Source organism: Streptomyces sp. SBT349, assembly GCF_001083795.1.
Classification (GTDB): domain Bacteria; phylum Actinomycetota; class Actinomycetes; order Streptomycetales; family Streptomycetaceae; genus Streptomyces.
Genome location: NZ_LAVK01000007.1, coordinates 26,391 through 39,698, shown reverse-complemented (window position 1 = coordinate 39,698; position 13,308 = coordinate 26,391). Strand labels below are relative to the sequence as shown.

At 70.8% G+C, this 13,308-nt stretch carries 13 protein-coding genes; 4 read left to right on the top strand and 9 right to left on the bottom strand.

Going from position 1 to position 13,308, the window contains the following annotated elements; all coding sequences use genetic code 11:
• Positions 1 to 115: 115 nt before the first annotated feature.
• The 3 genes from ADY01_RS01885 to ADY01_RS35865 all read right to left on the bottom strand — a co-directional run bounded on the left by ADY01_RS01885 (position 116) and on the right by ADY01_RS35865 (position 2,717).
• Positions 116 to 406: a hypothetical protein gene (locus ADY01_RS01885; RefSeq protein ID WP_049564513.1), complete on the bottom strand. Its 291-nt coding sequence runs from the start codon at positions 404 to 406 to the stop codon at positions 116 to 118.
• An 850-nt stretch (positions 407 to 1,256) separates the two neighbouring features.
• Entirely contained in the window at positions 1,257 to 2,003 is a 747-nt protein-coding gene (locus ADY01_RS01880; RefSeq protein WP_049564515.1) for a phosphotransferase family protein, read from the bottom strand.
• Positions 2,004 to 2,045: 42 nt separating this feature from the next.
• Positions 2,046 to 2,717 (bottom strand): hypothetical protein, encoded by a 672-nt coding sequence (locus ADY01_RS35865; RefSeq protein ID WP_053170419.1) that lies wholly within the window; start codon positions 2,715 to 2,717, stop codon positions 2,046 to 2,048.
• Positions 2,718 to 3,030: 313 nt separating this feature from the next.
• On the opposite strand from ADY01_RS35865, the gene ADY01_RS01870 reads away from it, so the two are divergent.
• Both ADY01_RS01870 and ADY01_RS01865 read left to right on the top strand, forming a co-directional pair.
• Positions 3,031 to 3,909 (top strand): potassium channel family protein, encoded by an 879-nt coding sequence (locus ADY01_RS01870; protein WP_049564517.1) that lies wholly within the window; start codon positions 3,031 to 3,033, stop codon positions 3,907 to 3,909.
• Positions 3,910 to 3,921: 12 nt separating this feature from the next.
• Positions 3,922 to 4,290 (top strand): dihydrofolate reductase family protein, encoded by a 369-nt coding sequence (locus tag ADY01_RS01865; protein ID WP_078899912.1) that lies wholly within the window; start codon positions 3,922 to 3,924, stop codon positions 4,288 to 4,290.
• A 67-nt stretch (positions 4,291 to 4,357) separates the two neighbouring features.
• Here the strand turns inward: ADY01_RS01865 and ADY01_RS01860 are convergent, their stop codons facing one another.
• Both ADY01_RS01860 and ADY01_RS01855 read right to left on the bottom strand, forming a co-directional pair.
• Positions 4,358 to 5,416 (bottom strand): hypothetical protein, encoded by a 1,059-nt coding sequence (locus ADY01_RS01860; protein ID WP_049564519.1) that lies wholly within the window; start codon positions 5,414 to 5,416, stop codon positions 4,358 to 4,360.
• Between the two features lie 402 nt (positions 5,417 to 5,818).
• On the bottom strand, positions 5,819 to 6,781 hold the full coding sequence (locus ADY01_RS01855; protein WP_049564522.1) for a phosphotransferase family protein: 963 nt from the start codon (positions 6,779 to 6,781) through the stop codon (positions 5,819 to 5,821).
• Between the two features lie 782 nt (positions 6,782 to 7,563).
• Between ADY01_RS01855 and ADY01_RS01850 the strand changes: the two genes are divergently transcribed.
• Positions 7,564 to 8,589: a DUF4331 family protein gene (locus ADY01_RS01850; RefSeq protein ID WP_049564524.1), complete on the top strand. Its 1,026-nt coding sequence runs from the start codon at positions 7,564 to 7,566 to the stop codon at positions 8,587 to 8,589.
• Between the two features lie 61 nt (positions 8,590 to 8,650).
• Here ADY01_RS01850 and ADY01_RS01845 read toward each other — a convergent pair whose 3' ends face one another.
• The 4 genes from ADY01_RS01845 to ADY01_RS01830 form a co-directional block, all read right to left on the bottom strand.
• Positions 8,651 to 8,968 carry a hypothetical protein gene (locus tag ADY01_RS01845; protein WP_049564526.1) on the bottom strand — a complete coding sequence of 106 codons (318 nt, stop codon included), beginning with the start codon at positions 8,966 to 8,968 and terminating at the stop codon, positions 8,651 to 8,653.
• Between the two features lie 84 nt (positions 8,969 to 9,052).
• A complete protein-coding gene (locus ADY01_RS01840) occupies positions 9,053 to 10,228 on the bottom strand; it encodes a hypothetical protein (RefSeq protein WP_049564528.1) in 1,176 nt (391 codons plus the stop codon).
• Positions 10,229 to 10,379: 151 nt separating this feature from the next.
• Positions 10,380 to 10,793 carry an SRPBCC family protein gene (locus ADY01_RS01835; protein WP_049564530.1) on the bottom strand — a complete coding sequence of 138 codons (414 nt, stop codon included), beginning with the start codon at positions 10,791 to 10,793 and terminating at the stop codon, positions 10,380 to 10,382.
• Positions 10,794 to 11,112: 319 nt separating this feature from the next.
• Positions 11,113 to 12,129, bottom strand: coding sequence for a LacI family DNA-binding transcriptional regulator (locus ADY01_RS01830; protein WP_049564532.1), 1,017 nt, complete (start codon positions 12,127 to 12,129; stop codon positions 11,113 to 11,115).
• A gap of 114 nt (positions 12,130 to 12,243) precedes the next feature.
• Between ADY01_RS01830 and ADY01_RS01825 the strand changes: the two genes are divergently transcribed.
• Positions 12,244 to 13,260 (top strand): LacI family DNA-binding transcriptional regulator, encoded by a 1,017-nt coding sequence (locus tag ADY01_RS01825; RefSeq protein ID WP_049564532.1) that lies wholly within the window; start codon positions 12,244 to 12,246, stop codon positions 13,258 to 13,260.
• Positions 13,261 to 13,308: the final 48 nt, after the last annotated feature.

The window sequence follows — 13,308 nt, the reverse complement described above, 5'->3', positions numbered from 1 at the left end:
TCCGCCGCGTCTTCGTGTGCACGCGTCGGCGCCTCCGTCGTCCGGGGGCGGGCTCGGGATGCCCCCGCCGTCGTGTGACGGCGGAGGCGGTGTTCCGTTGACGCTCTCGGTCCGGTCAGTACCAGCGCTGGAGCTGCCAGTAGGAGATCGGGCCGCCGCCGTAGCAGCGCATGGTCCAGTTGTAGCGGACCTGCAGGTCGAGCGCGGCGTGCTCGCACTGGTAGTAGAAGAAGAACTCGTCGATGGTGTGCCAACTGGCGGCGGCCTGGAAGTCGCCGGAGGCAGCCTCCCTGGACGTGACTCGCACGCCGGAGTCACCGCTGTCGGCCACAGCCGGGCCGGCGGCAAGACCCCCGGCGAGTGCGGCGGTGGCCGCGGTGGCGGCTAGAAGGCGTCGGATGCGCATGTGATGTCCCCTCCTGGTGGTTCGTGGGGGAATCGTGCGCCGCGGCCGGGTCGGCGACCAGGGGCAGGCCATGTCCAGGACGGATCCGGACATGGAAGAAGATGACCAGGCATGTCCGACGAGGACCGGACACCCACCGGCACCCCGCCACGGACGTGACGGCGTGGGGGCCGTTCTCGACCACCTCGTCCGGCGTCGCGCCCACCCGGCCGACCCCGCGCGGCCGGCGTCGGGGTGGCTTCGTGGCACGGGAGTCAACCCGGAGCGGACGGGCGCTCGTTGGCCCCGTTCAGAGATCCACGACGAGGACGGGGGCGCGGGCCATGCGGGCGGGCACCACCGTGAACGGGGCCCCCGAGGTGTTGACCTCGTTGACGAACGTCTCCTCGTACAGGTGCGTCTCGGGGGTGCAGCCAGCGCGGCCTCGCGGCCGGGTTGTCCTGGTGGGACGGTGCGGAGGACGACGGCGTTGTGGTTGAGGCAGGAGTGGGTGGCTTCGCCTTGGTGACCGGCCATGCCTCGACGTGGTCGATGGTGAGGTCGTTGAGTTCGATGTCGCCGAGGGCGGGGGTGATGTGGGTGTTGCCCAGGGTGCGGTAGTTGACCACCGCGTCCTCCACCGTGTGGCCAGCCGGGTCCGAGCGCTCGGCGGCGAGTGCGTCGCTGCTGGCGAGCAGCTCTTTGGTACGGCCGCTGGCGCGTTTGGTGTCGCGTGTGCCATCCGGGTGGTGGCCGAGGCTGGCGGTGGCTCCGCACCGCGCTTAGTTGGGAGTGAGGGCAGGTGATGCCCCCGGGAGAGGGCTTGCTCCTTGCGTCAGAACGCACTCGTAGCAGTCGGGCTCGCGCAGCCTCACATCCGGGATCTCAGCACATCGACCTCACAGCCCGGCGCGAACGCGTCGAAGCCGTGCTCGACCAGCCAGCGAACTCCCAGCAGGCTTCGCAACGACCACCACGCGTGGATCACGTCGAGGTCGACGTCGGTGCCATAACCGGCGATGACGTCGCTCAGGTGTTCCTCGTGTCCGAGCGTGAAGGTGGCGAGGTCGAAGAGGGCGTCACCCCCGGCCGCTTCGGACCAGTCGATGATGCCGGTGACCTCGTCGCCGTCGACGAAGACGTGATCGATCTGCAGGTCGCCGTGCGCGAACACCGGCGTCCACGGCCGGATCGCGGCCTCGGCGACCTGGCGGTTGCGGGTGACCAGGTCGGTGGGCAGGACGCCGTTCGTCACGAGCAACTCGCACTCGCCGTCGAGTTCCGCCGCCAACTCGTCGGGATCCCGTCGGCGCCGGCCGGGCCAGGGCGGCAACGGCGCCTCGTGCAACTTCCGGATGGCGGCACCCGCCGCGGCCCACGCCGCCGGGGACGCGGTCGACGGCTCACCGAGGCGGCCGAGCGCCGTCCCCGGGAGTGCGGCGATCGCGAGCACGGACGGCTTGCGCCACAGGACCTCCGGGGTCGGGACCGGCGCCAGGGCCATCGCCTCGACCTCGACGTCGATGCGCACCTGATCGGCGTCCACCTTCAGGAACACGTCGCCGACGCGCAGCGTCGCGCGCTCGGAATGGGCGACGACGACCTTGACCTCATCCATGGGCGACCAGTATCCCGGGGATGATCGCCGACGTCACCGGGATTATCGCGTGCGACTGCGCGGCTGCTGACCGCGTCCCCCGCTGGATTTCTCGACCCGGTTGAGTTGGTCGATCATGGTCAGCACGGCCTGCTGACTGCCGCCGGACAGGCGAGCGACGCGTACGGCTGCGTCGCGTGCGTTCTCGTGTTCCAGCGCCTTCAGGATCTCGGCATCGTCGAGGATTTCGGTGAGGGCTTTTCGGGCGTCTGCGTCGAGCATGGTGAGGCGCAGGGTGAGTTCGCGGGTGTCCTCGTCGCCGAAGTCGTCCAGCATCCGTAGCTTTCCGAGGAGCCCTTGGATGATGGGGAGGTCCCCGTTGGCGTCGTTCGTGCCGGGGCGGTTGAGGTCTCGCACGTCGTCGCGTTCGAGCGCGTGCAGCAGTTCCAGCTCCGCCTCCAGCTGTCGGGAGTCGGCTTGTTCGTCGGCGAGATACCCGACGGGGACGGAGAAGTACTTCGCCAGGGCCCGGAGGTGGTGGAGCTTGGGGTTGGTCGTTCTGCCGGTCGTGAGTTCCCAGAAGTAGGGGCCGGAGATGCTGACGTCCGTGGCCTTGGTGATCTGCCGGGCGGTGACCTCGTAGGAGGGGGGCGGCTCGCCCTTGGGGACTTTCATGTCCCGGAGCCACTTCAGCTTTTCGGCCAGGGTGCGCCGTCTCCGGGCCGTGGCTGGCATCGGTGCCCCTCACTTCCTCGCTCGTGGTGATCGCTCATGTCGGCTTTGTGTGCACCTTATCGTCGTTCACAGGTGTGGATGGCCGTTCACCGAGTCGGGGTCGTCGAACTGCGTCCCGTCCGGAGTGAGCGTGCGGATTACCCCCTCTGGTGAGCAGGCCGTGGATGCGCTGCTCGTTCTCGTCCCTGTTCCATCTCGTCACTGATCGGGCGGTCCGCGGTGACTGGCGCGAGACACGGCCCGCCGGGCCGAACGGGTGGCGTGCCCGAACTCGCCTCGAACCCGTGCCATGATCCGGTGCTCTGGAGGGTCAATGGGCTGGTGGATCTCTGTTCTCGGTGCGGTGCTGATCGCGGCCGTGCTCCGGGACCTGTTCCACACGATCTGGCATCCCACCCGCCGCGCCGGGATCATCCACCTGGTGATGGCGGGGTTCTGGCGCCTTTCCCGGAGACGGTCCACCCGATTCCCGCTCCTCGGGCTCACCGGCTCACTGGCCATGGTGGTCGTGGTCACCGGGTGGTCGCTCACCCTCGTGGCCGGCTGGACCCTGGTCTACTGGCCGCACATGCCAGACGGCTTCACCCTCAGCTCGGAGATGGAGTCCTCCGGCGCCACGGACCTGCTCGACTCGTTCTACCTGTCGCTGGTCATGATCTCCACCCTCGGTCTCGGCGACATCACCCCGGCGGACACCTGGCTGCGACTGGTGACGCCGCTCGAGTCGCTGATCGGCTTCCTGCTGCTGACGGCCGTGGTGGCCTGGGTACTGGGCATCTACCCGGCGCTCGCGCGACGCAGGGTCGCGGTCTCCCACCTGGCTCTGCTGCGAAGGGCCGGCCTCACCGATCCCGTGCTCGACTCCCCCGGTGGCGCGGCAATCCTCGGGAACCTGGCCAGAGACCTGCTCTGCATCCACGTCGATCTCAGCCAGTACCCGGAGACGTACTACTTCCACGACAGCGAACGGGGCCTGGAGAGCGATGCCACCCTGTCGGCCACGGTCGGCTACGCCACCGACCTGGCCCGCCGGGGCCGGGCGGCCACCCGAGCCGACGTGCAACTGAGCGGCACCCTGCTCGCCGGCGCCCTCGACGAACTCGCCACCGTTCTCGACACGCACTTCCTGCGCACCGGCGGCACCACCGACGAGATCCTGACCCACTACGCCGCCGAACACACCCCCGGCTGAACACCACGCCTCATGTGCGAAGAAGACTGCCCGTTCCACACCCCGGTCTTCGTCGTGACCCACGAGAAGCGCGATCCGTGGGAGCGGCCGGGCGGCACGACCTTCCATTTCGTCAACGACGGCATCGAGAGCGCGCTCGACCAGGCCCGCGGGGCCGCCGGCGACCGCGACGTCCGCATCGCCGGCGGTGGCGAGACCATCCAGGAGTACCTGGACACCGGCCTGGTCGACGAGTTCTCGATCACCCTCGCGCCCGTGCTGTTCGGCACCGGCATCCGCCTGTTCGACCGTGTGGCACCCGACCGCCTAGCCCTGAACCAGGTCCGCACCGTCTCCTCGACCCGGGTGACCCACCTGACCTACACCGTCGGCGAGCGGTAGCCGGCACCACGCCGGCGGGCCGGGTACCCGGCGAGGCGGCCCGTGGCCGATGTCACGTCTCGTTGAGTCACGTGCCGCCGATCCGGCGGATCTCCTCCAGCGGATATGGGGTCTGCCGACTCCGGCGCTGGAACCTGAGGTTGAAGTCCGATATCACGGCCGCGATGGGAGAGTGCCGGGTGAGGATCGCTGCGGCCTCCTCGGGGATTCCGGTGGGACGTTTGCCCTCCGCGTAGGCGCGCACCAGCTCGTAGCGGCCGTCCCGGTCCTCCCTCTGGTATCCGAACAGAGCGGTGACCAGCCAGTTCACCAGATACGTGGCGGTGAAACAGCGGTCGTAGGTCTGATGCCGGTCGAAGAAGCCGGCCTCGTCCTGCGACAGCTCGAACCGGGAGGAGATCGCGAGGCCGTAGTCCGCGAAGAAGAGGCGCCGGCCGTCGGTCAGGATGTTCTCGAAGTGCGCGTCGAAGTGCAGGAGTCCGCGGTCGTTCATGAACGAGATACCGGCTGCCAGTTCTCTCTCCACCATGGCGCAGGCCCGGTTGGCGACCTCGTCGCCCGCTTCGACCTGGGTGCTCAACCACTGGTGCAGGTTTTGCGGGATGTACTCCAGGAACAGCGCGACGCTCGCCGAGGACCGCTGGAGGGCCTCGATCCGGCGGCGCACCTGCGATCCGCCGCCCCGGTACGCGACAGCCCGTTCGATGTCGGCCAGGTCCTCGGGCAGGGGCGTCGAGTCCGGCAGTACTCGCCAGTGGTACATCAGAGGGAAGCCCTCGTGTTCCGCCGCCAGCACCCAGTTCGTCGTCATGGTGTGCACGGCGAGCTCTCTCCAGGCCCCGAAGCCCGGCCCGGCGAGGGTGCCGACGCCGTAGTGGCAGAAGGCGGGCAGCTCGAACAGGTTCGCCGTGGACCGGACGTGCTCGGGCTGCCTCTCCATGTCGCTGAGGGGCACCCGCTTCACGAAGACCGGGGTTCCGGCGACCTCCAGCAGGGACGACGTCCCGCCGATGCCGGATCCGATCGGCTTGGCCGTGTCCACGAGCTCGCGCAGTGCGCGATCACCGCACAGGGCGAGGGAAGTGGAGACGGCACCATGGGCGGTGAGACGCGCACCGTGCGACATGTCAGGGGCTTTCACTGTTGCCTCCACCTGGATGCCGGCCTCGATCCCGCGATGGCGGCGGCACGTCTGAGCCAAGCCGCGACCACGTTCGACACGTGGCTCCGCGGTGTGGCCGGAGCGGGTTGTACCCTCTCGGCCGCACTGTACGTGACGATCGACGACGGGTCGGGGGATCGATGCGCGACTTCGAGCGCGTCTGCCCGGCCGCTCGAACTCCTCCTTGGACGGGCTGATCTCCCTCCGCCCGGCTTCGGTGGCGAGGGCGTGGAGGTTGACCTTGCCCAACGGGTCGTCCTCGCTGATCCACCCGCGGGTGCGGCGACGACGACGCCCGCATCTCGGCGGCGGCATGCCGCGCCTGGGGCGATCCCCGCGCGCGCGGGGTGCGGGGGCCGCGTTGGCTCAGCCCAGCGTGTTCATCAGGGTGGTGACATAGACGTCCAGCCGCTCCTCCACGGCTCGCGTCGTCAGTTCTGTCCTCCCCGCCTCCCGCCATGGCTGCGACACCAACCGCACTTCTTCCGAGCACGCCAGCCCGTCGCGCACCAGCCAGTACAGCCGCTCGCTCGCGGACGCGGCCAGCACCCCGCCGGCCCTCTCGTACGCCTCAGGGAACCGCAGACCCCACGCCGGGCCGTGCAGCAGCGCGAGACTGGTGGAGCAGTGCGCCACATCGAGATCCGCCGGGCCCCAGGAGGTCGCTGCCCAGTCGACGACGCCGGTGATCCGGGCACCTGCCGGGCTTGAACGCGGCACGTCGAACAGCACGTTGCCGGGGTGGAAGTCCCGGTGCAGGAATCGCCCTGCATAGCGCGGCGCCGGCGTGCGGATCACGTCGATCGCCGCGGCCCATGCCGCCGCGTCGGCGCCCTTCGGGACCACGACGGTGTCGGCGGTCGTCAACGCCACGTACTCCCCGGGCCGTTCAGCGGGTCGCAACGCGTGGATCGCCACGAGTTGGCGGGCCAGCAGGGGGACGCGCGCCTCCACTCCCTCATCGTCGAGGACCGTCCGGCCCGCCACATGTGTCATGAGGAGCGACGGATACTCGCAATGCGCCGCGGTCGGATCAACCGCGACCAGTCCGGGAGCCGGCACGCCGGTTTCCGGGAGCAGGGTCAAGGCGCCGGCCTCCCTGTTCAGCGAGTCCTCGGCGCGCTCCACGAAGAACGGGTCGACGAAGCTCCGCAGCACCAGGTCACGGGTGCCTCCGTCCCGCGTGCCGATGGTCAGCCTCCGCATGTCGGCAGTGACGCCGCCGTGCAGCGCCTCGATTCCGACGACCCGTTCGCCGATGTCCAGGTGCCGGCTCACCCAGGCCAGTGTCAACGGTCGGAGAGCCGCCGCCTCGTCGTGATCGGTCACCGTGCGACCTCATCATCCGGACGGCGGCACGCGCGAACGTTTTATCGGAGGCGATGACGAGTGGTGCAGGTGGTGGGGAAGTCGGGCGAGCAGGTCCGTGCGCGCACCCATCGCGATGTCGCCTGACGCGCCGGGAGTGGAGAAGCACGGGACGCCGGAGGTGCCGGAGTTGGAACGGCGCCTGCCGCTGGGGCTCGGCGTCGTCGGGGCGGGGATCGGCGCCGGCTGGGTGTTGCGGCGGGGTGCACTGTCCGCAAGGGCATCCGCCTGCACAGGCGCGACGACGAAGACCTGTACCTGACCACCGCCAGCAGGGCCGAGGAAGCCGCACAGGTGGTCGATTCGGCCACGCGCATGCGAGTTCCTCAGCGACTTCGCGGAGACAGCGCGTGCCGCTTCGGACCTCCTCTTCGGAAGTCCGGCGAGACGGTGGTGTCTTGTCGGCGTTCACAGTGACTGCCTGAGGGTCGCCGCTCTCCGTGGTACGTGCCGCGCGATCGCACCGGATCAGCGTGCCGTCCAGGATCGCGTGATTCGGGCAAGGGACATGGGAGGTCAACGTGGAGACTCTGGTTCGGCGGACGATTGTTCGCCGAGGAAACCGCGTTGGCCCATTCGGCTCCGGCTGACCGCCCAGGGGAACGAATGCGGGGGTGTCTCTTCGGGTGACGGCAGCAGGGAAAGCGAAGCTGGGCGTTCGTTCGCATGCAGGCAGACGGTGCCCGTCAAGGGCTCACCGGCTTGGGTGCCCAGATACCGCACACCGGGAGCAGAGAAGACCCATGTCGCACCACCTCGACACTCCGCTGGCTGCCCAGAACGGCCAGCTCTACCTCGATGACCTGTATGTCTTTCCCGGCGAGGGAAGCACCGTGTTCATCATGGACGCCAACTCCAACATCACCGGGGTATACGCGGAACCGGGTTTCCACCACGAGGCCCGCTACGAGTTCAGGGTGCACTTCGACGGTGCCGAATTCGAGGCCCTGACCTACCGGTTCTCCTTCGGCGAGCCGGACGGCGACGGCCGCCAGAGCGTGCGCCTGCACAGCCTGACCGGCGCGGATGCCCGCGAGGACGACGCCGAGGGCGAGTTCGTGCTGGAGGGTCACACCGGCGAGACCGCTACCGCCGACCGCATCCGGGTCTGGGCCGGCCGCATCGCGGACGCCTTCTACATCGACCTCGACCTGCTGGCGATCGTCAACGGCGCCATGGGCAAGGGCACGGCCGTGGACCTGTCCTCCTGGCATCCGCGGGAGGCCCAGAACAGCTTCCACGGCACGTCCGTCCAGACGATCGTTCTCGAAGTCCCGCACGGCCATCCGCAGTTGAAGCCGGGTGCGCGGGCAGGGATCTGGTGCGCGTCCAAGCTGGCCACCGACGCCGGCGGTTGGCGGCAGATCAACCGCGCGGGCAACCCGATGATGTGGCCGATCTTCTGGCCGGGCGACACGGACTTCTCCAACCCGGCCAACACCCGCCACCCTTCGGAGGACATGGCCGCCGCCGGTGACCACATCGCCGCCCAGGTCGCCGCCGTCGTCAAGGCCACGGGCACCTCGGGCGACCCCGAAGGCTACGGGCAGATGGTGGCCCGGCAACTCTTCCCGGACATGCTCCCGTACGTGATCGGGACGCCCGCATCCTTCGGCTTCGCCACCCGCAACGGCCGTACCCGCGCGGACAACGTGCCCGAGACGATGCTCTCGCTCGTGACGAACATGGCCGTCCCCTCGGGCCTCGGCCCCGCCGCATCCGCCGACCAGCGGGTCCCGCGGTTCCCGTACGTCGTCCCAGCACAGTGAGGGCGATCGCCTTGGTCGGCAGCCTCTCGTCGGCGGCCTCGACGTTCGGGTCGTCGCCTCCTCAGCGGTCGCCGTCGCCGTCGCTGGTGCGGATGAGGGTGCCGTGGGGGTCGCGTTCGTAGGTGCGACGGGCGTTCTTCCCGATCTTGCGGGTGACCTCGTCGGCGAGGTCGAGGCCGTTCATCTCGGCGATGGCGGCGAGGTAGATGAAGACGTCGGCGAGTTCTTCGCCGAGGTCGGGAAGCCGCCTGCACCAGGCGGTGAAGGCCTCGCCGACCTCGGCGTTGAGGAGGCCGAACTCCAGGGCGATGTCCGTGGTGTTGAAGCCCTTGGCGCGCTTGTTGTCCCAGGCCAGCGTCTGAGCGGTGCGGATGTCCACGGCGTTCCTCCGGCGGTGGGGCGAGGGGATACGCCTGAGCCTAGGGGAGGTGGGCGGTGCCGCTGATCTCACGGCGTCATGTGGTCAGTTCCGCTTCCCCGTGGGCGAACGGGTGGAGATCGTGATGTCGAGTTCGATGGTCTCTTCCTCGTGCCCGTCGCAGCCGTTCTGCAGAGCGGTCCGCATCTCACTCCACGAGGTGCAGGGGACGATGCCGGTCTTCTCCGTCTCGCAGACCATCACCTCCCGGGAGCCCTTGTCGCGCACCAGTCGCACACCCATGTGGTGGGTGGGCGTCTCGATCCGCGCGTAGTGCTCCTTGCTGCCCTTGTCCTGGAGGAACTGCGTGGCTCGGATGATGTGGGAGGTCAGTTCCTTGCCTGCCTCGGTCACCTTGCAGGTGATCTCCTTGTGGCTGCCGGGCTCCCACTCGCCCAAGCTTTTCGGCGCCGCCGTCGAGTCGCCGAGGAGGTCCGTCACGTCCCGGTACCCGGCTTGGGGTTCGAGCTCGCGCATCACGTTCCAGGCCGTGCTGACGGCGATGACGACGTCCTTGACCTCCTCGTCCAACGCGCCGACGCCGCCGTCGCGCAGCAGCCTGGCCAGCTCTTCGAGATCCTTCGCGGCGGGCTCGTCCCGGCTCCCCTCGGGCTGCCAGTCGACCAGTGCCTCCCACATCGGCTCCAGCCAGAGCGGCTCGCGCTGGTGAATCCTCACCCAGCCACCGCACAGCCCGTTCTTCTTGACATCCCCGAGCCACTCCTGCATGTCGGCGGCCGCGTCGTCGCTCAGCCGGCTCGCATAGAGCAGCTGGCAGACGTAGGCCATCCGCGCCTGGACCGTGGACTGATCCAGGCTGGCCGGGGCGTTCCCGGCGGGAGTGCCGGCTTCTTCGCCGCCCGGTTTCCAGCGGTCCTTCTCTTCCTGCCTGGATTCCCTGGTGCCGCCGCGCTTTTCCCGCATGGCTTTCTCTTTTCTGACCCGCTGGACCGGAGCGGTGGCCGTGCTGCCGCCGCCGGTCGGCGCCGCCGTGAGCCGGGGAGTGCCAACGTCTCGCGCCGGCGCCCTCCTCGCCTCGGTGTCCACCGCCTCGGCCTTGCGTTCGAACCGGTCGTCAGGATCGTTGAGGTCCAGGTCCAGGTCCGCGCCGTGGTCGTGCCGGTCCTGCCGGAGCAGGCCGACGACGGCCCTGTTGCCGAGGGTGCGTTGCAGGGTGAGGACGGCCTCGGGGGAGAGGCGTCCGGCCGGGGCCGAGCGCACGAGGGGTGCGGCTTGAACCGGCGCGGCCCTCTCCGGCCGACGTGGGGCATGGTCCGGTGTACCGGTGCCTTCGTGGTCGCGCATCGGGGCCCTCCAAAGCGGCAATGACGATTCTGGTTATCGCAGCGCAGGGCCGGGCTGGAAGGTCGCCTCAGCCCGCCGCGTTGTCGACGCGCAGCCGGACCTGCTCCTCCAGACGCTGAAGGCTGGTGTCCAGGGCGTCGCGCACGGCCGCGGCGCCCGGGTCGTGGGCGTCGTCGAAGAACGACAGGTGCACCGTCACCTCACTGGCTCCGCCGTCGATGCCCGCGACCTGGAGCCAGCCGGTGTAGCTGTCCTGATCCCGGGTGCCCCATTCGAGCCGCATCTGGTCCCGCTGGGCCCGGAACAGGGCGGAGGTGTCCTCGTCGGTGCGGTCCTCGTGCACGGTGACGGCGGGAGGGTCCCCGGCGTTCACGTGCAGGGCGTCCGGGAGCCAGGCGTCCAGCTGGTTGAGATCGGCGGCCTGGTCGAAGACGTGCTCGGGCTGGGCGGGCATCGTGCGTGAACGTTCGTACTCGGTCATCGCGGTACCGTCCTCGGCTCGGTGTCGTTCAACGGAACGCGTACAACGGAACGCGTGCCCGGCCCCGGCGAGGACACGCCCCGTGGCCTGCCCCCGCGCCCGGGGGCCCTGAAGCGAGAATATGCGGCCTGACACGGAGGCGCCTGCGCTGGTGGGACGGGCCCGCTGCCCCGGCTCACCGGTTCGTGTCCGCGGCGTCCGCGGACTGCGCGACGCCGCCCCTCTCAGGCCCGGCACGTGGGCGCCGTTCCTCCACGCGGGTACCCGGGCGCGGGTACCCGAGCCACGTCGAGGCGTGCGGGTGGCCGGGCGCCCGGACTCAGACGCGGGGAGCGTTGCGCGTGGTGGACGACCGCACCACCAGTTCGGTGGCCAGCTCCAGCCGTGCGGCGTCGAGGGCCTCGCCGCGCGAGAGCCGCAGCAGGGTCCGCAGGGCCACGGTGCCCATCCTGGCGAGGGGCTGGCGAACGGTGGTCAGCGCGGGCGCGGACAGCCTCGTCGCCGGCAGGTCGTCCATCCCGACCACGCTGACGTCCTCCGGAACGCGCAGCCCGCGCCGGCGCAACGCCTCGCGCGCGCCCATCGCCATCGGGTCGTTGGCCGCGAAGACGGCCGTCGGGGGCCGTGGCAGCCGCATGAGCCTGCGGCAGGCGTCGAAGCCCGAGTCCGGTTCGTGGTCGCCGACCACGGTGAGGGCGTCGTCGACCGCGACGCCGGCCGTCTCCAGCGCGGTCCGGTACCCGCCGAGGCGGGCCTGGCTGCACCGCAGCAGCGGCGGGCCGGCGATGAAGCCGATCCGCCGGTGGCCCAGGCGCAGGAGGTGCTCGGTGGCCGTCCGGCCCGCCGCCCAGTTGGTCGCGCCGATGGTCGGCGCGTTCACCCCGGGCAGCCCGACCAGGTCCACCACCACGACCGGCAGGCCCAGCCCGCGCAGCCTCTCCCAGAGCGCGCGGTCCAGGGACCACACGGCGAGGACGATGCCGGCCGGCGCGCGGCGGCGCAGGTCGGCCAGCCACCGCCGTTCCGCGTCCGGCGCCTTCTCGGGGAGCGCGGAGACCAGGGTGCCCAGGCCGGCGGCCCGGGCGGACTGCTCCACGCCGCGCAGGATCTCCGTGGCCCAGGGGTTGATCCCGTTGACGACCACCTCCACGAGGACGCTCCGGTCCCGGGACGCCCGGCCGTGCGGGGGGTGGCCGTGGCGGCGCAGCAGCTCCTCCACCCGTTCCCGGGTTCCGCGGGCGACGTCCCCCCGCCCGTTGACCACCCGGGACGCGGTGGCCGGCGAGACGCCCGCCTCGCGGGCGATCGCCGTGATCGTCATCTTGTCCGCGGCCATGTCCCTTCTCCCTTCCGCTCGCGCCCCGGATCGGGCTGGTCCTCGCCCGCCCGGCGCGCGCCGGGCGGGCGAGGACCAGCCCGATCCGGGGCGCGAGCGGAAGGGAGAAGGGACATGGCCGCGGACAAGATGACGATCACGGCGATCGCCCGCGAGGCGGGCGTCTCGCCGGCCACCGCGTCCCGGGTGGTCAACGGGCGGGGGGACGTCGCCCGCGGAACCCGGGAACGGGTGGAGGAGCTGCTGCGCCGCCACGGCCACCCCCCGCACGGCCGGGCGTCCCGGGACCGGAGCGTCCTCGTGGAGGTGGTCGTCAACGGGATCAACCCCTGGGCCACGGAGATCCTGCGCGGCGTGGAGCAGTCCGCCCGGGCCGCCGGCCTGGGCACCCTGGTCTCCGCGCTCCCCGAGAAGGCGCCGGACGCGGAACGGCGGTGGCTGGCCGACCTGCGCCGCCGCGCGCCGGCCGGCATCGTCCTCGCCGTGTGGTCCCTGGACCGCGCGCTCTGGGAGAGGCTGCGCGGGCTGGGCCTGCCGGTCGTGGTGGTGGACCTGGTCGGGCTGCCCGGGGTGAACGCGCCGACCATCGGCGCGACCAACTGGGCGGCGGGCCGGACGGCCACCGAGCACCTCCTGCGCCTGGGCCACCGGCGGATCGGCTTCATCGCCGGCCCGCCGCTGCTGCGGTGCAGCCAGGCCCGCCTCGGCGGGTACCGGACCGCGCTGGAGACGGCCGGCGTCGCGGTCGACGACGCCCTCACCGTGGTCGGCGACCACGAACCGGACTCGGGCTTCGACGCCTGCCGCAGGCTCATGCGGCTGCCACGGCCCCCGACGGCCGTCTTCGCGGCCAACGACCCGATGGCGATGGGCGCGCGCGAGGCGTTGCGCCGGCGCGGGCTGCGCGTTCCGGAGGACGTCAGCGTGGTCGGGATGGACGACCTGCCGGCGACGAGGCTGTCCGCGCCCGCGCTGACCACCGTTCGCCAGCCCCTCGCCAGGATGGGCACCGTGGCCCTGCGGACCCTGCTGCGGCTCTCGCGCGGCGAGGCCCTCGACGCCGCACGGCTGGAGCTGGCCACCGAACTGGTGGTGCGGTCGTCCACCACGCGCAACGCTCCCCGCGTCTGAGTCCGGGCGCCCGGCCACCCGCACGCCTCGACGTGGCTCGGGTACCCG

What these genes read in the sequence shown, in the direction of transcription:
- ADY01_RS01885 (WP_049564513.1), bottom strand. Translation starts at nt 406, where the DNA reads ATGCGCATCCGACGCCTTCTAGCCGCCACCGCGGCCACCGCCGCACTC.
- ADY01_RS01880 (WP_049564515.1), bottom strand. Translation starts at nt 2,003, where the DNA reads ATGGATGAGGTCAAGGTCGTCGTCGCCCATTCCGAGCGCGCGACGCTG.
- ADY01_RS35865 (WP_053170419.1), bottom strand. Translation starts at nt 2,717, where the DNA reads ATGCCAGCCACGGCCCGGAGACGGCGCACCCTGGCCGAAAAGCTGAAG.
- ADY01_RS01870 (WP_049564517.1), top strand. Translation starts at nt 3,031, where the DNA reads ATGGGCTGGTGGATCTCTGTTCTCGGTGCGGTGCTGATCGCGGCCGTG.
- ADY01_RS01865 (WP_078899912.1), top strand. Translation starts at nt 3,922, where the DNA reads ATGTGCGAAGAAGACTGCCCGTTCCACACCCCGGTCTTCGTCGTGACC.
- ADY01_RS01860 (WP_049564519.1), bottom strand. Translation starts at nt 5,416, where the DNA reads ATGTCGCACGGTGCGCGTCTCACCGCCCATGGTGCCGTCTCCACTTCC.
- ADY01_RS01850 (WP_049564524.1), top strand. Translation starts at nt 7,564, where the DNA reads ATGTCGCACCACCTCGACACTCCGCTGGCTGCCCAGAACGGCCAGCTC.
- ADY01_RS01835 (WP_049564530.1), bottom strand. Translation starts at nt 10,793, where the DNA reads ATGACCGAGTACGAACGTTCACGCACGATGCCCGCCCAGCCCGAGCAC.
- ADY01_RS01830 (WP_049564532.1), bottom strand. Translation starts at nt 12,129, where the DNA reads ATGGCCGCGGACAAGATGACGATCACGGCGATCGCCCGCGAGGCGGGC.
- ADY01_RS01825 (WP_049564532.1), top strand. Translation starts at nt 12,244, where the DNA reads ATGGCCGCGGACAAGATGACGATCACGGCGATCGCCCGCGAGGCGGGC.